Source organism: Rhizobium aethiopicum (assembly GCF_900094625.1).
GTDB lineage: Bacteria > Pseudomonadota > Alphaproteobacteria > Rhizobiales > Rhizobiaceae > Rhizobium > Rhizobium aethiopicum.
This window is the reverse complement of the sequence record NZ_FMAJ01000001.1, coordinates 516897-542804: the sequence shown is the minus strand read 5'-3', so window position 1 is coordinate 542804 and position 25908 is coordinate 516897. Positions and strand designations below refer to the sequence as shown.

Annotated in this window: 23 protein-coding genes and 2 pseudogenes; 13 read left to right on the top strand and 12 right to left on the bottom strand. The window is 61.4% G+C overall.

Annotated elements, in window-relative coordinates:
- Positions 1 to 78 precede the first annotated feature (78 nt).
- The 3 genes from GA0061105_RS02745 to GA0061105_RS02735 all read left to right on the top strand — a co-directional run bounded on the left by GA0061105_RS02745 (position 79) and on the right by GA0061105_RS02735 (position 4419).
- Positions 79 to 384 (top strand): FAD assembly factor SdhE, encoded by a 306-nt coding sequence (locus GA0061105_RS02745; RefSeq protein WP_003579224.1) that lies wholly within the window; start codon positions 79 to 81, stop codon positions 382 to 384.
- Positions 381 to 3884 (top strand): transcription-repair coupling factor, encoded by a 3504-nt coding sequence (gene mfd, locus GA0061105_RS02740; RefSeq protein WP_092747829.1) that lies wholly within the window; start codon positions 381 to 383, stop codon positions 3882 to 3884. Before GA0061105_RS02745 ends, mfd begins: the two co-directional genes overlap by 4 nt.
- 67 nt (positions 3885 to 3951) lie before the next feature.
- Positions 3952 to 4419: an OsmC family protein gene (locus GA0061105_RS02735; protein ID WP_092747827.1), complete on the top strand. Its 468-nt coding sequence runs from the start codon at positions 3952 to 3954 to the stop codon at positions 4417 to 4419.
- A 151-nt stretch (positions 4420 to 4570) separates the two neighbouring features.
- Here GA0061105_RS02735 and GA0061105_RS02730 read toward each other — a convergent pair whose 3' ends face one another.
- Together GA0061105_RS02730 and GA0061105_RS02725 are read right to left on the bottom strand one after the other, a co-directional pair.
- Entirely contained in the window at positions 4571 to 5242 is a 672-nt protein-coding gene (locus GA0061105_RS02730) for a DsbA family oxidoreductase (protein ID WP_092747825.1), read from the bottom strand.
- 65 nt (positions 5243 to 5307) lie between these two features.
- Entirely contained in the window at positions 5308 to 7110 is a 1803-nt protein-coding gene (locus GA0061105_RS02725; RefSeq protein WP_092747823.1) for an extracellular solute-binding protein, read from the bottom strand.
- A 284-nt stretch (positions 7111 to 7394) separates the two neighbouring features.
- On the opposite strand from GA0061105_RS02725, the gene GA0061105_RS02720 reads away from it, so the two are divergent.
- On the top strand, positions 7395 to 8060 hold the full coding sequence (locus GA0061105_RS02720; protein ID WP_064691599.1) for an invasion associated locus B family protein: 666 nt from the start codon (positions 7395 to 7397) through the stop codon (positions 8058 to 8060).
- Positions 8061 to 8183: 123 nt separating this feature from the next.
- Here GA0061105_RS02720 and hspQ read toward each other — a convergent pair whose 3' ends face one another.
- The 3 genes from hspQ to GA0061105_RS02705 form a co-directional block, all read right to left on the bottom strand.
- Entirely contained in the window at positions 8184 to 8513 is a 330-nt protein-coding gene (gene hspQ, locus GA0061105_RS02715) for a heat shock protein HspQ (protein ID WP_064691600.1), read from the bottom strand.
- 157 nt (positions 8514 to 8670) lie between these two features.
- The gene (gene glnA, locus GA0061105_RS02710; RefSeq protein ID WP_092747821.1) at positions 8671 to 10080 is read right to left on the bottom strand and encodes a type I glutamate--ammonia ligase; all 1410 of its coding nucleotides are present in this window, start codon (positions 10078 to 10080) and stop codon (positions 8671 to 8673) included.
- A gap of 78 nt (positions 10081 to 10158) precedes the next feature.
- Entirely contained in the window at positions 10159 to 10497 is a 339-nt protein-coding gene (locus GA0061105_RS02705; protein ID WP_003539626.1) for a P-II family nitrogen regulator, read from the bottom strand.
- 344 nt (positions 10498 to 10841) lie between these two features.
- On the opposite strand from GA0061105_RS02705, the gene GA0061105_RS02700 reads away from it, so the two are divergent.
- A complete protein-coding gene (locus tag GA0061105_RS02700) occupies positions 10842 to 12314 on the top strand; it encodes an NAD(P)H-hydrate dehydratase (RefSeq protein ID WP_092748317.1) in 1473 nt (490 codons plus the stop codon).
- A 6-nt stretch (positions 12315 to 12320) separates the two neighbouring features.
- On the opposite strand, the gene GA0061105_RS02695 is transcribed toward GA0061105_RS02700, so the two are convergent.
- From GA0061105_RS02695 to uvrA, 3 genes and pseudogenes are all read right to left on the bottom strand, one after another.
- On the bottom strand, positions 12321 to 13127 hold the full coding sequence (locus GA0061105_RS02695) for a DUF72 domain-containing protein (protein ID WP_092747819.1): 807 nt from the start codon (positions 13125 to 13127) through the stop codon (positions 12321 to 12323).
- A pseudogene (locus tag GA0061105_RS33210) lies at positions 13124 to 13361 on the bottom strand (N-acetyltransferase); the annotation flags it as partial. The gene GA0061105_RS02695 and the pseudogene GA0061105_RS33210, both read right to left, overlap by 4 nt.
- Before the next feature lie 24 nt (positions 13362 to 13385).
- Positions 13386 to 16307, bottom strand: a complete 2922-nt coding sequence (gene uvrA / locus GA0061105_RS02685) for an excinuclease ABC subunit UvrA (RefSeq protein ID WP_092747817.1) — start codon at positions 16305 to 16307, stop codon at positions 13386 to 13388.
- Between the two features lie 281 nt (positions 16308 to 16588).
- Here uvrA and GA0061105_RS02680 point away from each other — a divergent pair, with 281 nt between their 5' ends.
- Positions 16589 to 17104, top strand: coding sequence for a single-stranded DNA-binding protein (locus GA0061105_RS02680; protein WP_004671899.1), 516 nt, complete (start codon positions 16589 to 16591; stop codon positions 17102 to 17104).
- Positions 17105 to 17189: 85 nt separating this feature from the next.
- Here the strand turns inward: GA0061105_RS02680 and GA0061105_RS02675 are convergent, their stop codons facing one another.
- On the bottom strand, positions 17190 to 17837 hold the full coding sequence (locus GA0061105_RS02675; protein ID WP_064691604.1) for a MarC family protein: 648 nt from the start codon (positions 17835 to 17837) through the stop codon (positions 17190 to 17192).
- A gap of 23 nt (positions 17838 to 17860) precedes the next feature.
- Between GA0061105_RS02675 and GA0061105_RS32285 the strand changes: the two genes are divergently transcribed.
- Entirely contained in the window at positions 17861 to 18082 is a 222-nt protein-coding gene (locus GA0061105_RS32285; RefSeq protein WP_141130174.1) for a hypothetical protein, read from the top strand.
- Positions 18075 to 20870 carry a DNA gyrase subunit A gene (gene gyrA / locus GA0061105_RS02670; protein WP_092747815.1) on the top strand — a complete coding sequence of 932 codons (2796 nt, stop codon included), beginning with the start codon at positions 18075 to 18077 and terminating at the stop codon, positions 20868 to 20870. The genes GA0061105_RS32285 and gyrA overlap by 8 nt, the downstream gene beginning before the upstream one ends.
- 169 nt (positions 20871 to 21039) lie before the next feature.
- On the opposite strand, the gene GA0061105_RS33730 is transcribed toward gyrA, so the two are convergent.
- From GA0061105_RS33730 to GA0061105_RS02665, 3 genes and pseudogenes are all read right to left on the bottom strand, one after another.
- The gene (locus tag GA0061105_RS33730) at positions 21040 to 21174 is read right to left on the bottom strand and encodes a hypothetical protein (RefSeq protein ID WP_010056528.1); all 135 of its coding nucleotides are present in this window, start codon (positions 21172 to 21174) and stop codon (positions 21040 to 21042) included.
- Positions 21175 to 21210: 36 nt separating this feature from the next.
- Entirely contained in the window at positions 21211 to 21366 is a 156-nt protein-coding gene (locus GA0061105_RS32710; protein WP_167358506.1) for a hypothetical protein, read from the bottom strand.
- Between the two features lie 141 nt (positions 21367 to 21507).
- A pseudogene (locus GA0061105_RS02665) lies at positions 21508 to 21793 on the bottom strand (hypothetical protein).
- A 90-nt stretch (positions 21794 to 21883) separates the two neighbouring features.
- Here GA0061105_RS02665 and coaD point away from each other — a divergent pair.
- The 5 genes from coaD to tgt all read left to right on the top strand — a co-directional run bounded on the left by coaD (position 21884) and on the right by tgt (position 25835).
- Positions 21884 to 22378, top strand: coding sequence for a pantetheine-phosphate adenylyltransferase (gene coaD / locus GA0061105_RS02660; protein ID WP_064691606.1), 495 nt, complete (start codon positions 21884 to 21886; stop codon positions 22376 to 22378).
- Positions 22379 to 22436: 58 nt separating this feature from the next.
- Positions 22437 to 23009 carry a peptidylprolyl isomerase gene (locus tag GA0061105_RS02655; RefSeq protein WP_092747813.1) on the top strand — a complete coding sequence of 191 codons (573 nt, stop codon included), beginning with the start codon at positions 22437 to 22439 and terminating at the stop codon, positions 23007 to 23009.
- 30 nt (positions 23010 to 23039) lie between these two features.
- Entirely contained in the window at positions 23040 to 23549 is a 510-nt protein-coding gene (locus GA0061105_RS02650) for a peptidylprolyl isomerase (RefSeq protein WP_092747811.1), read from the top strand.
- 72 nt (positions 23550 to 23621) lie between these two features.
- Positions 23622 to 24704, top strand: coding sequence for a tRNA preQ1(34) S-adenosylmethionine ribosyltransferase-isomerase QueA (queA, locus tag GA0061105_RS02645; protein ID WP_092747809.1), 1083 nt, complete (start codon positions 23622 to 23624; stop codon positions 24702 to 24704).
- Positions 24705 to 25835, top strand: coding sequence for a tRNA guanosine(34) transglycosylase Tgt (tgt, locus tag GA0061105_RS02640; RefSeq protein ID WP_064691610.1), 1131 nt, complete (start codon positions 24705 to 24707; stop codon positions 25833 to 25835).
- Positions 25836 to 25908: the final 73 nt, after the last annotated feature.

Here is a 25908-nt window from a genome sequence, read left to right as displayed (position 1 = left end):
ATGAACAATGCGGCCTTGGCAAGGCTGACAAGCCGCTTTCGAGGGTCTATAGAGGCGCATCAACAGGAAGGTAATGCCATGACAGGTGTCACGCTCACGAGTGCCGGTCTCGACCCGCGCCGCCGCCGGATCCTTTTCCGCTGCTGGCACCGCGGCATCCGCGAAATGGATCTGGTCTTCGGCCAGTTCGCCGAAGCCGAGATCGCGACGCTTTCGGAAGCCGAACTCGACGAGTTCGAGACGATCATGGCGGAGGAGGACAACGATCTCGTTCGTTGGATCATGGGAACCTGGCCAGTTCCTGAGCGTTTCCAGACACCGATGTTTGCCCGCCTCGCCGCCTACACGCCCGATTTCGACAAGCCCCTCAGGACGCCGGAATGATCCCTGGTTTCGATGCGAAGAAGCTTGCGGCCATTGCCGAGCCGCTGACGATCGGCAATGTGCCTGTCGGCCTCGAACCGCTGCTGCTCGCCGAGCTTGCCCGAGCGGGAGAGCCGGTCGCCTATGTCATGTCGGACGGCCACCGCATGGCCGATCTCGAACAGATGCTCGGCTTCGTCGCCCCGGACATTCCGGTTCTCACCCTGCCGGCCTGGGACTGTCTGCCATATGACCGCGTCTCGCCGAGCGCCGATACCTCGGCCCGCCGGCTTGCCGCCTTGGGCGGCCTCATTGCCCATCGCAGGAAGCCGCATGCCGCGATCGTGCTCGTCACCGCGAATGCGATGCTGCAGAAGGTGGCGCCGCACGACGTCATCGAAAGCCTGAGCTTTTCGGCGCGCCCGGGCAATCAGCTGCGCATGGACGATCTCGCCGGGCGCTTGGAGCGCAACGGCTTCGACCGTGTCGCGACCGTTCGCGAGGTCGGCGAATATGCGGTGCGCGGCGGCATTCTCGACGTCTTCGTGCCGGGTTCGGAAGAGCCGGTCCGCCTCGATTTCTTTGGCGATACGCTGGAGAGTATCCGCAGCTTCGATCCGGCGAGCCAGCGCACGACGGGCCAGGTGCGCTCCCTCGATCTCAACCCGATGAGTGAGGTGACGCTAACCCCGGATACGATCAGCCGTTTCCGGAAAAACTATCTCTCGGCCTTCGGCGCGACGACGCGCGATGATGCACTCTATCTCGCCGTTTCCGAAGGGCGCCGTTACCCCGGCATGGAGCATTGGCTGCCGCTCTTCTACGAGAAGCTCGATACCGTTTTTGATTATCTGAGTGGCTTTCGTATCGTTACCGACCATACGGTGCGCGAGGCGGCGGAGGAACGCTCCAAGCTGGTTCTCGACTATTTCGATGCCCGCCTGAATTCCGGCCAATCGGTCAAGGGCCAGATGGCCCAGGGCACGCCGTACAAGCCGGTAGCACCGGGCCAGCTCTACCTCGACAGCAAGCTGTTCGCCAGAACCCTGGATGCGCTCAGCGCGATCCGCATCAGCCCCTTCAATGAAATCGAGGGCGAGGCGAGGCGGGTGGTCAATGTCGACGCCCGTCAGGGCCAGCGCTGGGCCCGCTCGAATGCAGAGGGCGGCGGCGATGCCGAGCGCGTCAATATCTTCGACGTCGTCGTCAAGCATATTGCCGACCGCCGCGCCGCCGGCGCGAAGGTGCTCGTGACCGCCTGGACCGAAGGTTCGCTGGAGCGCCTGCTGCAGGTGTTGAACGAACACGGACTGGAAAAGGTCAAGCCGGTCGAGGCGCTAAGGGATGTAAGCTCGCTGGCGAAAGGCGAGGCCGCTGCCGCGGTGCTCAATCTTGAATCCGGCTTCGAGGCGGGCGAACTCGTCGTCATCGGCGAGCAGGATATTCTCGGCGACCGCATGGTGCGCCGCTCCAAGCGCCGCAAGCGCGCCGCCGATTTCATCGCCGAGGTCGCCGGACTCGACGAAGGCTCGATCGTCGTCCATGCCGAACACGGGATCGGCCGTTTCATCGGGCTGAAGACCATCGAGGCGGCGGGCGCTCCGCATGCCTGTCTCGAACTGCAATATGCCGACGAGGCCAAGCTCTTCCTGCCGGTCGAAAACATTGATCTTCTCTCCCGCTATGGCGGTGAGGGCACTGACGCCCAGCTCGACAAACTCGGCGGCGGCGCCTGGCAGATGCGCAAGGCCAAGCTCAAGAAGCGCCTGCTCGACATGGCGGACGCGTTGATCCGCATCGCCGCCGAGCGCCTGACGCGTCATGCGCCGATGCTGACGACGCCGGACGGCCTGTACGACGAGTTTGCCGCCCGCTTCCCCTATGATGAGACCGAGGACCAGGACAACGCCATCGACGCCGTGCGCTCTGATCTCGGAGCCGGCCGGCCGATGGACCGCCTCGTCTGCGGCGATGTCGGTTTCGGCAAGACCGAAGTGGCCTTGCGCGCCGCGTTCGTCGCCGCGATGAACGGCGTCCAGGTTGCCGTCGTCGTGCCGACGACACTGCTCGCCCGCCAGCATTTCAAGACGTTCTCCGAGCGGTTCCGCGGCTTGCCGGTGCGCGTTCAGCAGGCCTCGCGGCTTGTCGGCGCCAAGGAGCTGGCGCTGACCAAAAAGGAAGTGGCTGAGGGCAAGACCGATATTGTCGTCGGCACCCATGCGCTGCTCGGCGCCGGCATCAAATTCGCCAACCTCGGCCTGCTCGTCATCGACGAGGAGCAGCATTTTGGCGTGAAGCACAAGGAGCGGCTGAAGGAGCTGAAGAGCGACGTGCACGTGCTGACGCTGTCGGCGACGCCGATCCCGCGCACGCTGCAGCTTGCCATGACCGGGGTGCGCGAATTGTCGCTGATCACCACGCCGCCGGTCGATCGCATGGCGGTACGCACCTTCATCTCGCCCTTCGACAGTCTTGTCATCCGCGAGACGCTGATGCGCGAGCATTATCGCGGCGGCCAGAGCTTCTATGTCTGCCCGCGGCTTGCCGATCTTGCCGACGTGCATGCCTTCCTGCAGTCCGATGTACCGGAACTGAAGGTCGCCGTCGCGCACGGCCAGATGCCGGCCGGCGAACTGGAAGACATCATGAACGCCTTCTATGAAGGGCGTTACGACGTACTGCTGTCGACCACCATCGTCGAATCCGGCCTAGATGTGCCGACGGCCAACACGCTGATCGTCCACCGCGCCGACATGTTCGGCCTTGCCCAGCTCTATCAGCTGCGCGGCCGCGTCGGTCGTTCGAAGGTGCGCGCTTTCGCGCTCTTCACCCTGCCTGTGAACAAGGTGCTGACCGCGACGGCCGATCGCCGGCTGAAGGTGCTGCAGTCGCTGGACACGCTCGGGGCCGGCTTCCAGCTGGCGAGCCACGACCTCGATATCCGCGGCGCCGGCAACCTGCTTGGCGAGGAGCAGTCCGGCCACATCAAGGAGGTCGGCTTCGAGCTTTATCAGCAGATGCTCGAAGAGGCGGTCGCCGAGGTCAAGGGTGTCGACGAGATCCACGATACCGGCTGGTCGCCGCAAATCTCGGTCGGCACGACGGTGATGATCCCCGAGAGCTATGTGCCCGACCTGCATCTGCGCATGGCGCTCTACCGCCGGCTCGGCGAAATTACCGAGCTCAAGGAAATCGACGGCTTCGGCGCCGAGATGATCGACCGCTTCGGGCCGATGCCGATCGAAGTTCAGCATCTGCTGAAGATCGTCTACATCAAGTCGCTCTGCCGCACCGCCAATGTCGAAAAGCTCGATGCCGGCCCGAAAGGCGTGGTCGTGCAGTTCCGCAACAAGGAATTCCCCAACCCGGCAAACCTCGTCGGCTATATCGGCAGGCAGGGCACGATGGCGAAGATCCGCCCCGATCACAGCCTGTTCCTGACTCGCGACCTGCCGACGCCGGAAAAACGTCTGCAGGGCGCTGCCGTGATCATGACGCAGCTGGCGGAGATGGCGAAGTAAAGCAATCCCCGCAAAAAGTGTGCCGCGGTTTTGCGTCCGGGATTGCGCAAAAAATAGGGAGACGGACATGGCGACATACGGCGCAATGATCGCCTGGGAGCGCAACGGCGAGACCTTCACCGACAATCGCTACAGCCGCGTCCACCGCTGGACCTTTGACGGCGGCATCGAGGTGAGGGCATCCTCTTCCGCTCGGGTCGTTCCGCTGCCCTATTCCGCCGAGGACGCCGTCGATCCGGAGGAGGCATTCGTCGCTTCGCTCTCCAGCTGCCATATGCTCTGGTTCCTGTCGATCGCCGCCAAACAGCGCTTCTGCGTCGACAGTTACACCGATGCCGCCGAAGGCATCATGGAGAAGAATAGCGAAGGCCGTCTCGCCATGACCGTGGTGACGCTCCGGCCGCATGTCGTCTTCAGCGGCGAAAAGCAGCCTTTGCTCAGCGAACTTGAGGCCCTGCATCATCGCGCCCATGACGAATGTTTCATCGCCAATTCGGTGAAGACCGAGGTGCGTTGCGTTCCGGTTTTGGATTGAGGCGGAACTGGCACGCGACGCGCTCCGTTCGCACCCAAAGGCTGCCCCTCACCCTAACCTTCTCCCCGTTCTGACGGGGAGAAGGTGCCGGCAGGCGGATGAGGGGCCGTCCCGCCGAGCGTCCACCTGCGCGCTGCCGGAGCAGGCAACGTCAGTTAAGCCCAGACCGCGCCTCGGTCTTCGCCTTGGCGATATCGCGCAGCGCATTCGCCAGCACCTCCGGCGTCTGCGCGCCGCTGACGGCATATTGCTGGTCGAAGATGAAGAACGGCACGCCGTTGACCCCCATTTCCTGTGCCGCTTTGATCTCGGCGACGATCAGATCGCTGTCGGCATCGGAGGCGAGCAGCGAGGCGATGACCGAACGATTGAGACCCGCCCTCTCGGCGAGGTCGAGCAGCACCGCATGGTCGCCGACATTGCGGCCCTCCTCGAAATTGGCCTTGAACAGCGCGGCAACGACCCTGTCCTGCGCCTCGCGACCCTCGATCATCGCCCAGTGGATCAGCCGATGGGCATCGAGCGTGTTCGGGCCGATCTTGATCGCCTCGAAATCGAAAGCGATACCGACCTCTCGGCCGTAATCGGTGAGCATCTTGTGGGCCTGCGCCACGCGCTCCTCGCCGCCGAGCTTCTCCGCCAGCGCCTTCTTCTGGTCGACGCCTTCCCTGGGGTAGTCGGGATTGAGCCGGTACGGCCGCCAGTTGATGTCGACGCCGATCTCGTCCTGCACTTCGGCGATGGCCAGTTCAAGCCGCGCCTTGCCGAGATAGCACCAGGGGCAAACGACATCCGAGACGACGTCGATGGTGATACGCTCCATGATAATCTTCCTTGTTTTTGCGCACGCCCGAAGGCCGCATGGAGGTCGGGCGTTCCCGTTGGTTCTTATTGCACGCTCGCGTCCCACCATACCGGCAGCTGATAACCACTGAGCGGCACGCTGTCGGGACGACCGATGCGCTTGCTCCGTGCCACCCATTGCTGATCCATGTGATAGAGCGGCAGCACGTAATGGCTGGAAAGCAGCAGCCGGTCGTAGGAACGCACCGCCGCTGTGAAATCCTCCGCCGAGCGCGCCCTGAGCAGATGGTCGATCAGCGTGTCGAGATCGGGATCGTTGGCGCCGGCAAAACTGTCTGAGCCCTCGCGCGTGCGCGCAGCCGAAGACCAGCGGCCGAGCTGCTCGTTTCCGGGCGACAAGGACGAGGTATAGGACTTCATGATCATGTCGTAGTCGAAACTGCTCGTTCGGCTCTGATACTGCGAGTCGTCGACCGTGCGGATCGAAGCGGCGATGCCGATCGCCTGCAGCGACCGCTGATAGGCAACGCCGAGCTTCTCCTGGTCGGCATTCTGCGTCATGATTTCGAAGGCGAGCTGGCGGCCGGAGGCGTCAAGCATCTTGCCGCGCTGAATTGTGTAGCCACCCTGTTTCAACAATCCCACCGCCTGCTTCAGCACGTTGCGGTCTCGGCCGGAGCCGTCGGTGACCGGCAGCTTATAGGTGCCGTCGAGAATGCCGGGTGCGATTTTATCCTTGATTGGCCCGAGCAGAGCGAGTTCCTTCGCATCGGCAGGAACGCCAAAACTTGAAAGCTCGGAATTCTGCCAGAAGCTCTGGGTGCGCTTGTATGCGCCGGAATAGAGGTTCTTGTTGGCCCATTCGAAATCGAACACCAGCGACAGGCCTTCGCGCACCTTCGGATCGGCAAAGATCGGCCGACGTGTATTGAACACGAAGCCCAACATGCCGCTCGGCAGTTTCGGCGTGGATGTGTCCTTGATCACTGCTCCCGAGGTGACGGCCGGAAAATTGTAGGCATTGGCCCAGTGACCGGGGTTGCCGTCGGGATAGATGTCAACATCGCCCTTTTTGAAGGCTTCGAACAGTGTCGTGTCCTGCAGGTAATATTGAACGGTGATCTGATCGTAATTGTCGGTGCCGATTTTGGCGGGAATGTCCTTGCCCCAGTAATTCGGGTCGCGCTCATAGGTGATGCTCTCGCCCGGTTTCACCGTCTTCACCTTGTAGGGCCCGGAGCCGACCGGAGGCGTCAGCGAGCTGCGGTCGAAGGTTTCTGGATCGATCGCATGTTTCGGCAGCACCGGGAAAAGCCCGAAGATCAAAGGCGTTTCGCGGTCGGCCTTGTCGTTGAAGGTGAAACGCACACTGTGTTCACCGACCTTCTCCATCTTGTCGACGACTTTCAGGCGGTTCGAGAAGGGAACACGCCCCTTGTCGCGCAGCAGTTCGAAGGAGAACATCACGTCCTCCGGCGTCACCGGCTGTCCATCCGACCATTTCGCCTTCGGATTGAGGTTGAACTGGATGAAGGTTCGGTCGTCGTCCCATTCCACCGTCTGTGCAAGCAGGCCGTAGAGCGTAAAGGGCTCGTCCCGGGAGCGCTGCATCAGCGATTCGTAGACGAGATTGCCATATTCCGGGTCCCACATGCCGCGCGCCGTCGTGCGCATGCTCTTCAGAATGAACGGATTGAGGCTGTCGAAGGTGCCGACGACGCCATAGGTGATCTTTCCGCCCTTCTTCACATCCGGATTGACGTAAGGGAAGTGCTGGTAGTCAGGCGGCAAGGCCGGCTCGCCATGCATCGCGATGCCGTGCAGCGGCTCGGCGGCGACGGAGCCGCACAGCAGCGTGAGGACGAGAGGAACGACAATACGGAGCATTCGGCAATCCTTGATCCGTGAAAACGGGCATGATTCACGGCGAGATTAGCATCTGATCGATCGATTCCAACACGTGGACGCCATTTCTTTGGCATCTCGGCGAAATTGCCTCTTAAATTGCCAAAGAAAAGCTGGATATCTTGAACGCTGCGATGTAACAGGTGAACCCGAAGTTTCGGGGTCATGCATTTGCCTTATTTTTCCATGAGGTGGAGTGCCGAACGACCCGATGGTTGGGATGGCACGTCGCTGTCCCGAACGGATATCAGGAGACGGAATTCGTTATGATGTTCAAGTCTGAAAAGAAAATGCGGGCAGCACTGTCCGTTCTGGCAGTGATGTTCGGCGCCGCTTCGGCTCCGGTCTCCTCCTTCGCCCAGGATGCGGCGGCACAGGCTCCGGCCGATGCTCCGGCACAGGCCGCCGGTGCGCCGAAGCTTGGCTGGTACAAGACCTGCAGCAAGCAGGAAGACAACGACATCTGTGTTGTCCAGAACCTGATTCTCGCCAATGGCGGCCAGCTCGTGACGGCCGTCGGACTGATTTCGGTCACAGGCAAGATCAACCGCAAGCTCCTGCAGGTCTCGGTTCCCACCGCGCGTCTCATTCCTCCCGGCATCAGCATGCAGATCGATGGTGGCAAGGGCCAGAAGCTCGACTACGCCGTATGCCTGCCGGACAAGTGCACCGCTGAAATCCCGCTGACCGACGCGATGATCGCCAGCCTCAAGAAGGGCAGCGACGTGATCTTCACCTCGATCAACTTCCGCCGCGCGCCGAACCCGATCAAGATCTCGCTCGAAGGCTTCACCGGCGCTTATGACGGCGAACCGGTCTCCGAATCCAAGCTCGCCGAAAGCCAGCGCAGCCTGCAGGAAGGCATGCAGAAGAAGGCTGAAGAGGCTCGCAAGAAGCTGGAAGACGCCCAGAAGGCAGCCAAGGCGCAGTAATCCGGCTTTCATGTTTGAATAAAAACCCGGCTTTGCGCCGGGTTTTTTGTTTCGCGCCAAGAGAAAAAAGGCCCCGCCGGGAGATGCGGGGCCTCGTTTGATCGATCGGCAGGTCTGATCTTATTAGTGGGCGAAGCTCATCTTGGGTTTGAACTGCCCTGAGGGAGCCTGATCGAAAATCTGGTAGACCTGCTGGTTGCGAAGCGGCGTGCCGCTCTCGTCATTCACCAGGTTCTGCTCAGAGACATAGGCGACATATTCGCTTTCGTCGTTTTCGGCGAGCAGGTGATAGAAGGGCTGGTCCTTGCTCGGCCGCACTTCGGCGGGAATGGAATTCCACCATTCCTCCGTATTCGCGAACTCCGGATCAACGTCGAAGATGACGCCGCGAAACGGAAAAACCTTGTGCCGGACCACTTCGCCGATACTGAACTTTGCTATTCTTTCTTTCATGGTACGACTTCCTTTCATCACCGAATTTGGTGATTGGTCCCGCGCAAATCAAGAATTTTGCACAGACGCGTCACATGAACGTCATATCCTCCTTCTGCCGTTCATGACCGTGGAGGTGAAAGCCCCGGCAAACCGGGACTTTCCGTATTGCGGCCAATCAGGCCGAATAATACATGTCGTATTCGACAGGATGCGGCGTCATTTCGAAACGCATCACTTCCGCCATTTTCAGTTCGATAAAGGCATCGATCTGGTCGTCGTCAAAGACGCCGCCGGCCGTCAGGAACTTGCGATCCCTGTCGAGGCTTTCAAGCGCTTCACGCAGCGAACCGCAAACGGTCGGGATCTTCTTCAGCTCCTTCGGCGGCAGGTCGTAAAGATCCTTGTCCATGGCCTTGCCGGGATGGATCTTGTTCTTGATGCCGTCGAGGCCGGCCATCAGCATGGCGGCGAAGGCGAGATAGGGGTTGGCTGTCGGATCCGGGAAGCGGACTTCGACGCGCTTGGCCTTCGGGTTGGAGCCGAACGGAATGCGGCAGGAGGCCGAACGGTTGCGGGCCGAATAGGCGAGCAAAACCGGCGCTTCATAGCCCGGCACGAGACGCTTGTAGGAATTCGTCGACGGGTTGGTGAAGGCATTGATCGCTTTGGCGTGCTTGATGATACCGCCGATATAGAACAGGCAGGTCTCGGAGAGGCCGGCATATTCATCGCCGGCGAAGGTCGGCTTGCCGCCCTTCCAGATCGACTGGTGCACGTGCATGCCCGAGCCGTTGTCGCCGAAGATCGGCTTCGGCATGAAGGTCGCCGTCTTCCCGTAGGCATTGGCCACCTGGTGCACGACATATTTGTAGATCTGCATTTTGTCGGCGTTGCGCACCAGCGTGTCGAACTTGATACCGAGTTCATGCTGGGCGGCGGCCACTTCATGGTGATGCTTTTCGACGACGACGCCCATCTCGGAAAGCACCGTCAGCATTTCCGAACGCATGTCCTGGGCGCTGTCGACTGGCGGAACCGGGAAATAGCCGCCCTTGACGCGGGGGCGGTGGCCGAGGTTTCCGGTTTCGTAATCGGTGTCGTCGTTCGACGGCAGTTCAGTCGAATCGAGCTTGAAGCCGGTATTATAGGGATCGGCCTTGTATTTGACGTCGTCGAAGACGAAAAATTCGGCTTCCGGACCGACGAAGATCGTGTCGCCGATGCCGGACGCCTTGAGATAGGCTTCGGCCTTCTTGGCAGTGCCGCGCGGATCGCGATTATAGGCTTCGCCGGAGACCGGATCGAGGATGTCGCAGACGATAACCATGGTCGACTGAGCGAAGAACGGGTCCATGTGCACCGTTTCGGTATCGGGCATCAGCACCATGTCGGACTCGTTGATAGCCTTCCAGCCACCGATCGAAGAGCCGTCGAACATCACGCCGTCAGCGAACATGTCCTCGTCGACGCTGGCAACATCCATCGTGACATGCTGCAGCTTGCCCTTCGGGTCGGTGAAGCGCAGATCGACGAACTTGACGTCGTTTTCCTGGATCTGCTTCAGAATTCCGCTTGCGGTCGCCATTAAATACCTTCCTCCAATTTGTGATAACAATAGGTGGGCGCGCTGACGCTATCGGACTTTGCGCGCTTGGCAAAGTGGTCAGATGGCATCGATGCCGGTCTCGCCGGTACGGATACGGATAACCTCTTCGACATTGGAGACGAAGATCTTGCCGTCGCCGATGCGGCCCGTCTGAGCCGCCTTACGGATCGCATCGATAACGGCCTCCGCGTTTTCATCTGCCAGCACCACCTCGACTTTCACCTTCGGCAGGAAGTCGACGACGTATTCGGCTCCGCGGTAAAGTTCCGTGTGGCCCTTCTGGCGACCGAAGCCCTTGGCTTCCGTAACTGTGATACCCTGCAGTCCGACTTCCTGAAGGGCTTCCTTCACTTCGTCCAGCTTGAAGGGCTTAATGATCGCTTCGATCTTTTTCATGAGAAAATTTCTCTCCGCTTCTCCTGTTATGGCAGGGATGTTCCCGCTCGCCGGATATGATGCAGATATCGTGCCAGTTTGAAATCCGTCTTAGCGAAAAAAGACGTCGATTCTGTCAAAACCGGCGCCTTCGGAAGAAATTCTGGACCAATTTGACGACGGAATAAGCTAAAAACATCGCCCGCTGTCCAAATTCGCCACGGAAATCGAAAAAGGTGGGTTTGTCAGCGAATCCGGAGATTCCTCCCGGAGTGATGACAAAATAGGCATATGCATAAATTTACGTCTTTCACTCAATGGTCAAGGCGGTTGTTTTTTGGGCGTTTTTTGAATTGAATAGGCTGATGAGCGAGCATCTATCCGACCTTCTTCTCACACCCGCCGAAATGGCCGCTGTCGATGCGGCCGCCGCCGCCTCCGGCATCGACTCCTTTGGTCTGATGGAAAGGGCAGGGGCAGCAACCGCGGCCGCCGCACTGCGACTTCATCCGGGCGCTCTGCGTTTCGTCGTGTTGTGCGGGCCCGGCAACAATGGCGGCGACGCCTATGTGGCGGCGAGACATCTGTTGCAGAGCGGGGCGAAGGTGGCATTGTTTCACCTCGCGGATCCGGCGAGACTGAAGGGGGATGCCGCGCGCGCTCAGGCCGGCTGCGCCCTCCAGGGACAGGGGCTCGAGCATTACCGACCCGAAGGCGGCGACGTCGTCATCGACGGCCTGTTCGGCGCAGGGCTCGGCCGCGCGGTGGCGGCGGAGGTGGGCACGTTGATCAAGTGCATCACCGAGGCTGATTTGCCCGTGCTTGCCATCGACCTCCCTTCCGGCCTCGATGGCCGCACCGGCAAGGTGCTGGGCGCCGCCTTCCGCGCTCGGAACACCATCACCTTCATGACGCGCAAGCCCGGCCATCTCCTGATGCCGGGAAGGGAGCTCTGCGGCGAGTTGGAGGTTTTTGATATCGGCATTCCCGCCCGCATCGTCAGATCCGCTGCCGGCTGCGTCATCGCCGAGAACAAGCCGGATGCCTTGAAGCACGTGCTGCCGGCCGAGCAGCTGGAAACCCACAAATACAAGCGCGGCCATCTGGTCGTCTTTTCGGGCGAGGCCGACAAGACGGGTGCCGCGCGGATGTCGGCGCTCTCCGGCCTGAAGGCCGGCGCCGGCCTGGTGACGATCGCCGCGCCCCGTGCGGCATTAGCCGCCAATGCCGCGCATCTCACAGCCGTCATGCTGCATGCAGTCGACGACGAGGCGGATCTCGCGGAATGGCTCTCCGATAAACGGCTGCAGACCTTCGTCCTGGGTCCCGGCTTCGGCGTCGGCGCGACAGCCCGCGGCTTCGTCACCGCGCTTGCCGATCGCCGGCTTGTGCTCGATGCCGACGGCATCTCTTCGTTCAAAGATGATCCGCACCAGCTTTTTGCTTTTTTTCGCGGCGAGCCGCGTCTGGTGCTGACGCCGCACGAGGGCGAATTCTCGCGGCTCTTTCCCGATATCGGCGACGACGAGGCGCTTGGGAAGGTGGATAAGGCCGTGGCGGCCGCGCGCCGCGCCAATGCCGCGATCGTCTATAAGGGCGCCGACACCGTCATCGCCTCGCCGGACGGGCGCGCCCTCATCAACACCAATGCGCCTGCCTGGCTTGCCACCGCCGGGTCCGGCGACGTGCTCGCAGGCATTATCGGCGGATTGCTCGCTCAGGGCCTGCCCGCCTTCGAGGCCGCGGCCGCCGGCGTCTGGCTGCACGGAGCGGCAGGTCAACGCGCCGGCAAGGGGTTGACGGCGGAAGATCTCGCGGCGGCTGTACTGCCGCTTTAACCCGACTTATTGCTCGAGCAACTTCTGCAGGGCGATCGCCCCGTGCGGCGCATTGACCTTGCCCTCATGGATCATGAAGGCGAAGACGTCGCGCGGCTCCGCCTTCACCTGGCGATCCCCGTCGATCAGCGGCAAATCGGCCGGAACCTTGCCCTCGGCCCAGGTCTCAAGCCGGCTTGCCCAGGCCTTCAGATCCTTGTCGGGATAGCAGGTCGGAATATCGTCCGATCCCTTTTGCAGCCTCGCATAGACGAAATCACCCGTGACATCGGCGATCATCGGATATTCGAAATGTTCGGCGCAGACGGGCGCCACTCCATATTTCGCGAGCAGCGCGACGAACTCCGGCACCTTGAAGGAATCATGCCGCACCTCGACCACGTGGCGGAGTGGCAGCCCGTCCTGTTTTGCCGGCAGCAGCTTCAGGAAGGCCTCGAAATCTTCCGGCTCGAACTTCTTCGTCGGCGCGAACTGCCAGAGCAGCGGCCCGAGATGATCGCCGAGTTCGCTGATCCCAGATGACAGGAAGCGTTCCATCGATTCACCGGCTTCGGCAAGCACCCGCCGATTGGTAACGAAACGCGTTGCCTTCAGCGAAAAGATGAAACCATCGGGCACATCGGCTGCCCATTTGGCAAAGACCGCCGGCTTCTGCGTGCTGTAATAGGTGCCATTGACCTCGATGACCTTTAATTGGCGGCTGGCATAATGCAGCTCATCCTTCTGTTTGAGGTCATCGGGAAAGAAATGCCCTCGCCAAGGCTCGAAGGTCCAGCCGCCGATGCCGGTGCGGATAATGCCGGATTTCGTCATGTCGTCCTCCCCGTTCGCAGCGGTCCCGCCGCGTGAATCTCTATTGTCATATCGACGAGCGTCCATCCTGGCCGATAAGGATTCGACCGGCGACCCGATTGCTGAAATCCGGAGGCGCAATAAAAAGCGATAGTTTCGCTCCATCCGCGCATTGGTGTAGAGCCGGTTTTCCGGAATGTCCCATTCCCGCGCCATGCCCTCCAGCCAGCGCAGCATCGAAAGCCCGTGTCGGGCCATCGGGCGACGCTGACTTCATCGTCATTCCGCCGCAACCGCCTTCTTGCTCGGCCGCCGCTCCAGCAATTCCCTCAGGAAGTGTCCGGTATAGGATCGTTTCTCCTTGACGATCGCCTCGGGCGTGCCGACAGCCACGATCTCACCGCCGCCATCGCCGCCTTCGGGGCCGAAATCGAGCACCCAGTCGGCCGTCTTTATGACTTCGAGATTGTGCTCGATCACCACCACCGAATTGCCCTGATTGACCAGTTCGTGCAGCATTTCGAGCAGCTTTGCGACGTCGTGGAAATGCAGGCCGGTCGTCGGCTCGTCGAGAATGTAGAGCGTGCGTCCGGTCGAGCGCTTCGAAAGTTCCTTGGCGAGCTTGACGCGCTGCGCTTCGCCGCCCGAGAGTGTATTGGCCTGCTGACCCACCTTGATATAACCGAGGCCGACATCCTTCAGCGATTGCAGCTTGTCGCGCACGGCGGGTACTGCCGCAAAGAAATCGACGCCTTCCTCCACCGTCATGTCGAGCACGTCGGCGATCGATTTCTGCTTGAAGGTGACGTCGAGCGTCTCTCGGTTATAGCGCTTGCCGTGGCAGACGTCGCAGGTGACGTAGACATCGGGCAGGAAGTGCATCTCGATCTTGATGACGCCGTCGCCCTGGCAGGCCTCGCAGCGCCCACCCTTGACGTTGAAGGAGAAGCGGCCCGGCTGGTAACCGCGCGCCTTGGCTTCCGGCAGGCCGGCGAACCAGTCGCGGATCGGCGTGAAGGCGCCGGTATAGGTCGCCGGATTGGAGCGCGGCGTGCGGCCGATCGGCGACTGGTCGATATCGATCACCTTGTCGATATGCTCGAACCCATCGATGCGGTCGTGATCGGCCGGAATTTCGCGCGCGCCCATCACGCGGCGCGCCGCCGATTTATACAACGTCTCGATCAGGAAGGTGGATTTGCCGCCGCCGGAAACGCCGGTCACCGCAGTGAAGACCCCGAGTGGAATCGACGCCGTGACGTTCTTGAGATTGTTGCCGCGCGCGCCGACCACCTTGATCTCGCGACCCTTCTTCGGCTTGCGGCGCTCGTCGGGAACGGGAACCCCGAGTTCGCCCGAGAGATATTTTCCGGTCAGCGACTTCGGATTGTCCATGATATCCTGCGGCGTGCCATGGGCGATTACCTGGCCGCCATGGATGCCGGCCGCGGGACCGATATCGACCACGTCGTCAGCTGTCAGGATTGCATCCTCGTCATGTTCGACGACGATGACGGTGTTGCCGATATCGCGCAGGTGCTTCAGCGTGTCGAGCAGCCGGGCGTTGTCGCGCTGGTGCAGGCCGATCGACGGCTCGTCAAGCACGTAGAGCACACCCGTCAGCCCCGAGCCGATCTGCGAGGCGAGCCGGATTCGCTGGCTCTCGCCGCCCGACAATGTGCCGGAGTTGCGTGACAAGCTCAAATATTCCAGGCCGACATCGTTCAAAAAGCGGAGACGGTCGCGGATTTCCTTGAGGATGCGGACGGCGATCTCGTTCTGCTTGGCGTTGAACGTCGCCGGCAGCACCTCGAACCAGTCGCGCGCGACGCGGATCGACATACCCGTCACTTCACCGATATGCAGCTTGTTGATCTTCACCGCCAGCGCCTCCGGCTTCAGGCGGAAGCCGTTGCAGGCCGGGCAGGGGGCGGCCGACATGAAGCGCTCGATATCCTCGCGCGCCCAGGCAGAATCGGTTTCCTTCCAGCGGCGCTCGAGATTGGTGATGATGCCTTCGAAATTCTTGTGCGTCGTATAGGAGCGGGCGCCGTCGGCGTAGTGGAACTCGATCTTGTCGTCGGTGCCGTTGAGGATGACATCCTTGGCCTGGTCGGACAGGTCGTTCCAGCGGGTGCCGAGCTTAAAGCCGTAATGTTTGCCGAGCGCTTCCAGCGTCTGGTTGTAATAGGGTGAGGTCGACTTGGCCCAGGGCGCGATCGCCCCGTCGCGCAAGGTCCGCTCCGGTTCGGGCACGATCAGGTCGGGGTCGATCTTCTGCTGGGCGCCGAGGCCGTCGCAGGTCGGGCAGGCGCCGAAGGGGTTGTTGAAGGAGAACAGCCGGGGTTCGATTTCAGGGATTGTGAAGCCCGAGACCGGGCAGGCGAATTTTTCCGAAAACAGCACGCGCTCATGCGTCTCGTTCAGCGACTTGTTGGCCGAACCGCCGGCCGAGGTCTCCTCCGGCGGCAGAGGCTTGTCGGCGAATTCGGCAATCGCCAGGCCGTCGGCGAGCTTCAGGCAGGTTTCAAGGCTGTCGGCCAGGCGTGCCGACACATCCGGGCGCACGACGATACGGTCGACGACCACGTCGATGTCGTGCTTGTATTTCTTGTCGAGAACAGGCGCCTCTGCGATCTCGTAGAATTGGCCGTCCACCTTGACGCGCTGGAAGCCCTTCTTCATCAGCTCCGCCAGTTCCTTCTTGTATTCGCCCTTGCGGCCGCGCACGAGCGGCGCGAGAATATAAAGACGGGTGCCTTCGCCGAACGCGAGGACGCGATCGACCATCTGGCTCACGGTCTGGCTTTCGATCGGCAGGCCGGTCGCCGGCGAATAGGGAACGCCGACGCGGGCAAAAAGCAGGCGCATATAGTCGTAGATTTCGGTGACGGTGCCGACTGTAGAGCGCGGGTTGCGCGACGTGGTCTTCTGCTCGATCGAGATGGCAGGCGACAGCCCGTCGATCTGGTCGACATCGGGCTTCTGCATCATTTCGAGGAACTGCCGGGCATAGGCCGACAGGCTCTCGACATAGCGCCGCTGGCCCTCGGCATAGATGGTGTCGAAGGCGAGCGAGGATTTGCCCGAGCCCGAAAGTCCGGTCATGACGATCAGCTTGTTGCGCGGCAGATCGAGATCGATGCTCTTCAGATTGTGCTCGCGCGCGCCGCGGATGGAGATCGTCTTCAGTTCGCTCATCGTCTCTGCTTTGGTTTTCTGGATAACAGCCCTTATTTAGTGATGCCAACGGGCGAGTCGAGGCTGAATATCCGGGAAGGCTCAAGGTTTTCGATTCTGTTGACAGGATCATACGGATAAACTAGAACAAATAAAGAACAAAATTCCTGATGAATGCATGCGGCTTTCTGATGGGATAAACTGTGGATTAAACTCGGTTCACGCGCATCTGCGGTCTCTATGGTTTAAGGTGCGCTGATCGATCAACGCCGCCGGGCAGGGCGGCAGGCAGGGTGAGAAGCATGGCTGGTAGCGTGAACAAGGTAATTCTGGTTGGAAACGTGGGTGCAGACCCCGAAATCCGCCGCACTCAGGATGGCCGGCCTATCGCCAACCTCCGTATCGCGACCTCGGAAACCTGGCGCGACCGCAATTCCGGCGAGCGCCGCGAAAAGACCGAATGGCACACCGTCGTCGTCTTCAACGAAGGTCTCTGCAAGGTCGTCGAGCAATATGTGAAGAAGGGCGCCAAGCTCTATATCGAAGGCCAGCTGCAGACCCGCAAATGGCAGGACCAGCAGGGCCAAGACCGCTACTCGACGGAAGTCGTGCTGCAGGGCTTCAGCTCGACGCTGACGATGCTCGACGGCCGCGGCGATGGCGGCGGCGCAAGCTCCGGCTTCGGCGGCGGCCGCGGCGGCAGCAGCAACAATGATTACGGCGATGATTACGGCGCCCCGGCTCCCTCTTCATCGCCGAGCCGTGGCGGTGGCGGCGGCAACTTCTCGCGCGATCTCGACGACGATATCCCGTTCTGATCGGCCGCTTTTCCTGGCTTGGAGAAAGTTGAGAGCATGATGCCTTCTGATGGCGTCATGCTCTTTTTCTTTGGAGCTGCGGCGTTCAGTGCGGCGTCGCGCTGATCAGGTTGAGCGCGGCTTTCGCCCCGTCGACGACGAATTGCACCGCCAGCGCGGCGAGGATGACGCCGAGGAGGCGCGTCAGGATCGCCCGGCCGGTGACGCCGAGGAAGCGGTCGAGCCGGTCGGCGATCAGCAGCATCAGGAAGGTCAGCAACAGATTGGCGGCGATGACGGCGATCAGCTGCGCTTTCTCGACGGAGGTCGGCAGCGTGCCGGCCAGCAGGATCGTCGCCGAGATCGCACCTGGGCCTGCGATCAGCGGCAAGGCGAGGGGAAAGACGGCGATATTCTCGATATGATCCTTGGTGACGGCCGCTTCGGAGGCCTTCTCCTTGCGCTCCTGCCGCCGCTCGAACACCATCTCGAAGGCGATCCAGAAGAGCAGCAGCCCGCCGGCGATGCGGAAGGCGCCGATCGAGATGCCGAGCACGCCGAGCACGCCTGCACCGAAGAGGGCGAAGACGGCGAGGATGATGAAGGCAATGGTCGAGCCGCGCAGCGCCACCTGCGTGCGCTGGCTCCGGCTCATGCCCGTCGTCAGCCCCAGGAAGATGGGGGCGAGTCCCGGCGGATCGATGGTGACGAGGAGCGTCGTGAAGGCGTTGATCAACTGGTCGGCGCTTGCCATCGTCTCTCCGGAACGTCATATGGATGCGTGGTTTTCATGATTGTGAAGCGCTGGTTCCGATTTGGCAAATATCGCCCGGCAGCCCCGCGATGGATTTGCCCGGTCCGGCCGCGAAACCTGCACGCTTTACCCTCTTTAAGCCGCAAAAGCCTGTTCAAAACGCGCTCGGAAATTGGCGCGGGAACAGGCTTTCCGCTATAAATCTTCAAGTGATTCTAGAAGAGATCGTGATCTGTTTTGACTGAGCAAACACCCCCCGGCGGCGGGAAGCTCCCGCCAGGCATCGAGCCCATCTCCATCATGGAGGAAATGCAGCGGTCGTATCTCGATTACGCCATGAGCGTCATCGTCAGCCGCGCGCTGCCCGACGTGCGCGACGGCCTGAAGCCCGTGCACCGGCGCATCCTCTACGGCATGTCCGAGCTCGGCATCGATTGGAACAAGAAATACGTCAAATGCGCCCGCGTCACCGGCGACGTGATGGGTAAATACCATCCGCACGGCAATGCCGCGATCTATGATGCGCTCGCCCGCATGGCGCAGCCCTGGTCGCTTCGCCTGCCGCTGATCGACGGCCAGGGCAATTTCGGCTCCGTCGACGGCGATCCGCCTGCGGCCGAACGTTACACCGAATGCCGCCTCGAGAAGGCTGCCCATTCGCTGCTCGACGATCTCGACAAGGAAACCGTCGACTTCCGCGACAACTATGACGGCACGCTCTCCGAGCCGGTCGTGGTTCCCGCCAAATTCCCTAACCTGCTCGTCAACGGCGCCGGCGGCATCGCCGTCGGCATGGCGACCAACATTCCGCCGCACAATCTCTCCGAAGTCATCGACGGCTGTATCGCGCTGATCAACGATCCGGCGATCGAGCTGCCGGAACTGATGCAGATCATTCCCGGCCCCGACTTCCCGACGGGCGCAAAGATCCTCGGTCGCGCCGGCATCCGCTCGGCCTACGAGACCGGTCGCGGGTCCGTCATCATGCGCGGCGTCGCCGCCATCGAGCCGATGCGCGGCGATCGCGAACAGATCATCATCACCGAGATCCCCTACCAGGTGAACAAGGCGACGATGATCGAAAAGATGGCCGAACTGGTGCGCGAAAAGCGCATCGAAGGCATCTCCGATCTGCGCGACGAATCCGACCGCCAGGGTTATCGCGTCGTCATCGAGCTCAAGCGCGACGCCAATGCCGAGGTCATCCTCAACCAGCTTTACCGCTATACGCCGCTGCAGACCTCCTTCGGCTGCAACATGGTGGCACTGAACGGCGGCAAACCGGAGCAGCTGACGCTGCTCGACATGCTGCGCGCCTTCGTCTCATTTCGCGAAGAAGTGGTTAGCCGGAGAACGAAATTCCTGCTGCGCAAGGCGCGCGAGCGCGCCCACGTGTTGGTCGGTCTCGCCATCGCCGTCGCCAATATTGACGAAGTCATCCGCGTCATCCGCCAGGCGCCGGATCCGCAATCCGCCCGCGAAGAGTTGATGACGCGCCGCTGGCCGGCCGAAGACGTCGAAAGCCTGATCCGTCTGATCGACGATCCGCGCCACCGCATCAACGACGACCTGACCTACAACCTCTCCGAAGAGCAGGCGCGCGCTATCCTCGAACTGCGCCTTGCCCGCCTAACGGCACTCGGCCGCGACGAAATCGGTGATGAACTCAATAAGATCGGCGAGGAAATCCGGGATTATCTCGATATCCTCTCGTCGCGCGTGCGCATCCAGACCATCGTCAAGGACGAACTGTCAGCCGTCCGTGACGAGTTCGGCACGCCGCGGCGCACCGAGATCGTCGATGGTGGCCTCGAAATGGACGATGAGGATCTCATTGCCCGCGAGGACATGGTCGTCACCGTCTCGCATCTCGGCTATATCAAGCGCGTGCCACTGACCACCTACCGCGCCCAGCGCCGCGGCGGCAAGGGCCGCTCCGGCATGACGACCCGCGACGAAGATTTCGTTAGCCGGCTATTCGTAGTCAACACGCACACGCCGGTTCTGTTCTTCTCCTCCCGCGGCATCGTCTACAAGGAAAAGGTCTGGCGCTTGCCGATCGGCACGCCGACCTCGCGCGGCAAGGCGTTGATCAACATGCTGCCGCTCGAACCCGGCGAGCGCATCACCACCATCCTGCCCTTGCCGGAGGATGAGGCGAGCTGGGACAATCTCGACGTCATGTTCTCGACGACGCGGGGCACGGTTCGCCGCAACAAGCTGTCGGACTTCGTTCAGGTCAACCGCAACGGCAAGATCGCCATGAAACTCGAGGAGGAGGGTGATGAAATCCTCTCCGTCGAGACGTGCACGGAACGGGACGACGTGCTTCTGACGACGGCGCTCGGCCAGTGCATCCGCTTCTCGGTCGACGACGTCCGCGTCTTCGCCGGCCGCAACTCGATCGGCGTGCGCGGCATCAATCTCGGCGAGGGCGACCGTATCATCTCCATGACGATCGTCGGCCATGTCGATGCCGAACCTTGGGAACGGGCCGCTTACCTCAAGCGCTCCGCCGCCGAACGCCGGGCGATAGGCGTTGATGAAGAGGACATCGCCTTGGTCGGCGAAGAAGTCACCGAGGAGGGACAGCTGTCCGACGAGCGCTACGAAGAACTGAAGGCGCGCGAGCAATTCGTGCTCACTGTCTCCGAAAAGGGCTTCGGCAAGCGCTCGTCCTCCTATGACTTCCGCATCTCCGGCCGTGGCGGCAAGGGCATCCGCGCTACCGATACGTCGAAAACAGGCGAAATCGGCGAGCTGGTCGCTGCCTTCCCGGTCGACGACGGCGATCAGATCATGCTGGTCTCCGATGGCGGCCAGCTGATCCGCGTGCCGGTGGGCGGCATCCGCATCGCCAGCCGCGCCACCAAAGGCGTTACCATCTTCTCGACAGCCAAGGACGAGAAAGTCGTCTCGGTGGAGCGCATCAGCGAGCCCGAAGAGGATGAGACGGAAGGAGCCGATGCGGCCGAAGGCGCCGGTGAGACGCCGGCTGCCGATGGCGATCCGGGCGGTGCTGCCGAGGAATGATCGAATGAAAGGGGCGGCTTCGAGCCGCCCTTATCTATTAGAGCACTCCGAACCATTCGTCGGCTCAAACCGGGCTCAATGCCCAAGAAAAAAGCCGGACGCTGAGTGCATCCGGCTTTGATAGGCCCAGGCGGCGGAAGGTGCCGCTCATGGGTGGGGAAAAGGAACGTCAGAACGCGCTATGCTTTTCGTTAAGCGCTTTCACCTCTTCGCCTTCGCGCCGCAGCGCTGATATCGTCGAGGCCACAGACACGATGAACATGACGCTGATGAGGGCGGTGAGCACTGTCAAGATCGTGAACATAGGCATTCCTTTCCTGGGGAGTTGCGTACTCGCTCCTCAGTATTGGCCCATGACGGCCGTGCGAGCCGAAGCAAATGGGCCATAAACCTTGGAGGTATCAACCTTCTGATCATAAAGAGCGACAGTTGCGGTGAGCATGCCCGTGACCATGACCATCCAGAGCACGTTAATCATCGTAATCTTGCCGGGCATTTTAGTCCTTCCTGCCGCGCTTTGACGCATTTCTGTGTCGGTTGAGTGAACGCATCCGCCAAAAAATGGTTCCGCCGGATGTTGTGGGGGGTTTACCAATGGCGATCTGAAGCCTCCTTGAATGTCTCGTTCATCTGGCGTTCAGATTCGAAGTCCGGTCCCTTCATTTCCGCGCAGGCGGCCTTGGGCGCGCACGATCGCCGCATGTTCGGCAAGCTCCGGTCGCACCCAGTTCACCTCATAGCGATCGACGAAATAGCCATAGGCCATCTCGGCGGCGAGGGAGAGAACAACGGAGAGTGCAACGAGCACGATCAGCATGGATATGGGTCTTTCCGGGAGCGCCGCATGCCGGAACGGCATTGGCTGGGTTGATGCTCCGAGTTAAGCAGATCGCGTCTGAAACAGCCTTGAATGACATGTTCATCCGCTGTTCAGCCATGCGGCGCCACCGGGTAAATCACTTGCGGCAAGTCCGCATCCGTGACAAAAGGCGTCAAACCAATGGTCGGGCCAGATGACGACAGCTTTTTATCCTGGGTCCTTCGACCCGATCACCAACGGACATGTGGATGTTTTGGTCCAGGCGCTGAACGTCGCCGAAAACGTCATCGTCGCGATCGGCATCCATCCCGGCAAGGCGCCGCTCTTTTCCTTCGAAGAGAGAGCCGAACTGATCCGCCTTTCGTTGGCCGAAGCCTTGCCCGGCAAGACCGGCAACATCACGGTCGTCGCCTTCGATAATCTGGTCGTCGACGCCGCCCGCGCCCATGGCGCCACGCTTCTGATCCGCGGCCTTCGCGATGGCACGGATCTTGACTACGAAATGCAGATGGCCGGCATGAACAGAACGATGGCGCCCGATATTCAGACCATCTTCTTGCCGGCCGGCACCGCTTCGCGGCCCATTACCGCCACATTGGTCCGCCAGATCGCCGCCATGGGCGGCGATGTCAGCGCTTTCGTGCCGGCTGCCGTCTTGCAAGCCCTCAAATCCAAGCGCCCAAATTAGCAAGCGCCCAAATTAGCAAGCGCAAAGACCAGGCGGATACCGCCGCAACGGAGCTCATATGAAACTCTTCTATCTCGCATTTGCCGGTGTGTTGTATCTCGCTTCCTTCGCGGGGGATGCGTTGGCCCAATCGGCCGATCACTATCTCACCATTCAGCTGAAGAACGGTCCGGTGGTCATCGAGCTCATGCCCAATGTGGCGCCTAAGCATGTCGCGCAGATCGAAGCACTGGCCAAGAAGGGCGAATATGACAATGTCGCCTTCCACCGCGTCATCGACGGCTTCATGGCCCAAACCGGCGACGTCAAATACGGCAATATGGAAAAAGGCTTCGATGCGAGCCTCGCCGGCACCGGTTCTTCCGATCTGCCGGATATTCCGGCTGAGTTCTCCAAGACACCCTTCGTGCGCGGCACGGTCGGCATGGCCCGCTCGCAGGATCCGAATTCCGCCAATTCGCAGTTCTTCATCATGTTCGCCGACGGTTCCTTCCTCAACGGCCAGTACACCGTTGTCGGCAAGGTCGTTTCCGGCATGGAGAATGTCGACAAGATCAAGCGCGGCGAAGGCCAGAACGGCGAAGTCAAAAGTCCCGACCGGATGATCAAGGTCACCCTGGGCAAGAAGTGAACGACGAGACGAAAAGAAGAGGAGAAGGCAATGGCCGAGATCAAGGATCCTGAGAACACCATCATTCTGGAAACCACCAAGGGCAAGGTTGTCATTCAGCTTCTGCCGCAGGTAGCGCCGGAGCATGTCGCCCGCATCAAGGAGCTCGCCCGCGAGAAGGCCTATGACGGCGTCGTCTTCCACCGCGTCATCCAGGACTTCATGGCCCAGACGGGCGACGTCGCGTACGGCAAGAAGGGCTCGGAAACATTCAATCCCGGCCGTGCCGGCATGGGCGGCTCCGCCAAGCCGGACCTGAAGGCTGAGTTCTCCGCCACGCCGCATGTGCGCGGCACCTGCTCGATGGCGCGTTCGCAGAACCCGAACTCGGCCAACTCGCAGTTCTTCATCTGCTTCACCGACGCCCCTTGGCTGAACAAGCAGTATTCCGTCTGGGGCCAGGTGATCGAAGGCATGGACAATGTCGACAAGATCAAGCGCGGCGAGCCGGTCTCCGATCCGGACTCGATCGTCTCCTTGCGGGTTGCCGCCGACGTTTGATTGTGATTTCTGCTGGAACCCGCCCTTGCGCGAGAGCGCGGGGCGGGTTTCGCTTTGCCTGAAAGTGCACCTATGCGCGTAGACCTTTTCGATTTCGATCTGCCGGAGGAGCGCATCGCCCTGCGGCCCGCCGAGCCCCGCGACAGCGCGCGCCTGCTTGTCGTTGATGCAAAAGCGGCAAGCGCGCTCTCGGATCATCGTGTTTCGGATCTGCCGTCATTTCTGCACGCCGGCGACGCGCTGGTCTTCAATGACACCAAGGTCATTCCCGCCCAGCTCGAGGGCATCCGCCATCGCGACGGCGCCGGCGGCCAGCAGGTCTCGGCAACGCTGCACATGCGCGTCGGTCCCAGCCGCTGGAAAGCCTTTGCCAAACCAGGCAAGCGCATCAAGGAGGGCGATCGCATCGCCTTCGGCCACAGCGGAGAAAGCTGCATGATCGGCTCGCTCGATGCCACGGTGGAGGAAAAGGGCGAAGCGGGCGAAGTGACGCTCGCCTTCGATCTTTCCGGCCCGATGCTCGACGAGGCGATCGCCGCCGTCGGCCATATCCCGCTACCGCCCTATATCGCCGCCAAGCGCCCCGAGGACGAGCGCGACCGAGCCGACTACCAGACGATCTATGCCCGCGAGGAGGGCGCCGTCGCAGCCCCCACGGCCGGCTTGCATTTCACGCCTGGCTTGTTCCAAGGGCTCGACAGGGCCGGCATAGAAAGGCATTTTGTTACGCTGCATGTCGGCGCCGGCACCTTCCTGCCTGTCAAGGCTGATGATACCGACGATCACAAGATGCATCTCGAAAGCGGCTATGTCAGTGCCGAAGTCGCCGCGCGGCTGAATACGGTGCGCGAAAGAGGCGGGCGTATCGTCTGTGTCGGCACGACCTCGTTGCGATTGATCGAGAGCGCTGCCGGGGAAAGCGGAGAGATCAAGCCATGGGCCGGCGCCACCGGCATCTTCATCACCCCCGGCTACCGCTTCAAGGCAGTCGACATGCTGATGACCAATTTCCACCTGCCGCGCTCGACGCTGTTCATGCTGGTCTCGGCCTTCGCCGGCTTCGAAACCATGCATGCGGCCTATGAACACGCCATTTCCACGGGCTACCGCTTCTACTCCTACGGCGACGCGAGCCTTCTTTTCCGGAAAGACTAGATGACAGAGAACTTCCAATTCACGCTTGAGAAGACCGATGCCGGCGCCCGTCTCGGTGAGATTTCCATGCCGCGCGGCACGATCCGCACGCCGGCCTTCATGCCGGTCGGCACGGTGGGCACCGTCAAGGCCATGTATCTCGACCAGGTGCGCGAAACCGGCGCCGACATCATCCTCGGCAACACCTATCACCTGATGCTGCGCCCGACGGCCGAGCGTGTCGCCCGCCTTGGCGGCCTGCACAAGCTGATCCGCTGGGAACACCCGATCCTGACCGACTCCGGCGGTTTCCAGGTGATGTCGCTGTCCGGCTTACGCAAGCTCGACGAGCAGGGCGTCACCTTCAAGTCGCATGTCGACGGCAGCCTGCACCACATGTCGCCGGAGCGCTCGATCGAAATCCAGGGTCTGCTCGGCTCCGACATCCAGATGCAGCTCGACGAATGCGTGGCGCTGCCGGCCGAGCCGAAGGAGATCGAGCGCGCCATGGAAATGTCGCTGCGCTGGGCCGAGCGTTGCAAGGTCGCCTTTGGCGAGCAGCCCGGCAAAGCCATGTTCGGCATCGTCCAGGGCGGCGATATTCCGGCATTGCGCGTCCGTTCCGCCAAGGCGTTGAGCGAGCTCGACCTCAAGGGCTATGCGATTGGAGGCCTCGCCGTCGGCGAGCCGCAGGATGTCATGTTGCAGATGCTGGAAACGACGCTGCCGGTCCTTCCTCTCGAAAAGCCGCGTTATCTCATGGGTGTCGGCACGCCGGACGATATTCTGAAGTCCGTCGCCCGCGGCATCGATATGTTCGACTGCGTCATGCCGACCCGTTCAGGCCGCCATGGTCTGGCCTTCACCCGCCGTGGCAAGGTCAATATCCGCAATGCCCGCCATGCTGAGGATATGCGCCCGCTCGACGAACAGTCGAACTGCCCGGCCTCGCGCGACTATTCGCGCGCCTATCTGCACCACCTCGTTCGCGCCAACGAAGCCCTCGGTGGCATGCTGCTCTCCTGGCACAATCTCGCTTATTACCAGGAACTGATGCAGGGCATCCGCAAGGCGATCGCCGAGGGCCGCTTCGCCGATTTCATGGCCGAAACGATGGAGGAATGGGCGAGGGGCGATCTTGACCCGGTCTGATCGCCCGCGCTGTGATACCGTGCCAGACGCGCAAAGGACGCTGTAACACTTTGAATGAACGCATCGGCCCGAT

Coding starts and splice junctions, on each gene's coding strand:
- GA0061105_RS02745 (WP_003579224.1), top strand. CDS start 79: ATGACAGGTGTCACGCTCACGAGTGCCGGTCTCGACCCGCGCCGCCGC.
- mfd (WP_092747829.1), top strand. CDS start 381: ATGATCCCTGGTTTCGATGCGAAGAAGCTTGCGGCCATTGCCGAGCCG.
- GA0061105_RS02735 (WP_092747827.1), top strand. CDS start 3,952: ATGGCGACATACGGCGCAATGATCGCCTGGGAGCGCAACGGCGAGACC.
- GA0061105_RS02730 (WP_092747825.1), bottom strand. CDS start 5,242: ATGGAGCGTATCACCATCGACGTCGTCTCGGATGTCGTTTGCCCCTGG.
- GA0061105_RS02725 (WP_092747823.1), bottom strand. CDS start 7,110: ATGCTCCGTATTGTCGTTCCTCTCGTCCTCACGCTGCTGTGCGGCTCC.
- GA0061105_RS02720 (WP_064691599.1), top strand. CDS start 7,395: ATGATGTTCAAGTCTGAAAAGAAAATGCGGGCAGCACTGTCCGTTCTG.
- hspQ (WP_064691600.1), bottom strand. CDS start 8,513: ATGAAAGAAAGAATAGCAAAGTTCAGTATCGGCGAAGTGGTCCGGCAC.
- glnA (WP_092747821.1), bottom strand. CDS start 10,080: ATGGCGACCGCAAGCGGAATTCTGAAGCAGATCCAGGAAAACGACGTC.
- GA0061105_RS02705 (WP_003539626.1), bottom strand. CDS start 10,497: ATGAAAAAGATCGAAGCGATCATTAAGCCCTTCAAGCTGGACGAAGTG.
- GA0061105_RS02700 (WP_092748317.1), top strand. CDS start 10,842: ATGAGCGAGCATCTATCCGACCTTCTTCTCACACCCGCCGAAATGGCC.
- GA0061105_RS02695 (WP_092747819.1), bottom strand. CDS start 13,127: ATGACGAAATCCGGCATTATCCGCACCGGCATCGGCGGCTGGACCTTC.
- uvrA (WP_092747817.1), bottom strand. CDS start 16,307: ATGAGCGAACTGAAGACGATCTCCATCCGCGGCGCGCGCGAGCACAAT.
- GA0061105_RS02680 (WP_004671899.1), top strand. CDS start 16,589: ATGGCTGGTAGCGTGAACAAGGTAATTCTGGTTGGAAACGTGGGTGCA.
- GA0061105_RS02675 (WP_064691604.1), bottom strand. CDS start 17,837: ATGGCAAGCGCCGACCAGTTGATCAACGCCTTCACGACGCTCCTCGTC.
- GA0061105_RS32285 (WP_141130174.1), top strand. CDS start 17,861: ATGCGTGGTTTTCATGATTGTGAAGCGCTGGTTCCGATTTGGCAAATA.
- GA0061105_RS33730 (WP_010056528.1), bottom strand. CDS start 21,174: ATGTTCACGATCTTGACAGTGCTCACCGCCCTCATCAGCGTCATGTTC.
- GA0061105_RS32710 (WP_167358506.1), bottom strand. CDS start 21,366: ATGCCCGGCAAGATTACGATGATTAACGTGCTCTGGATGGTCATGGTC.
- coaD (WP_064691606.1), top strand. CDS start 21,884: ATGACGACAGCTTTTTATCCTGGGTCCTTCGACCCGATCACCAACGGA.
- GA0061105_RS02655 (WP_092747813.1), top strand. CDS start 22,437: ATGAAACTCTTCTATCTCGCATTTGCCGGTGTGTTGTATCTCGCTTCC.
- GA0061105_RS02650 (WP_092747811.1), top strand. CDS start 23,040: ATGGCCGAGATCAAGGATCCTGAGAACACCATCATTCTGGAAACCACC.
- queA (WP_092747809.1), top strand. CDS start 23,622: ATGCGCGTAGACCTTTTCGATTTCGATCTGCCGGAGGAGCGCATCGCC.
- tgt (WP_064691610.1), top strand. CDS start 24,705: ATGACAGAGAACTTCCAATTCACGCTTGAGAAGACCGATGCCGGCGCC.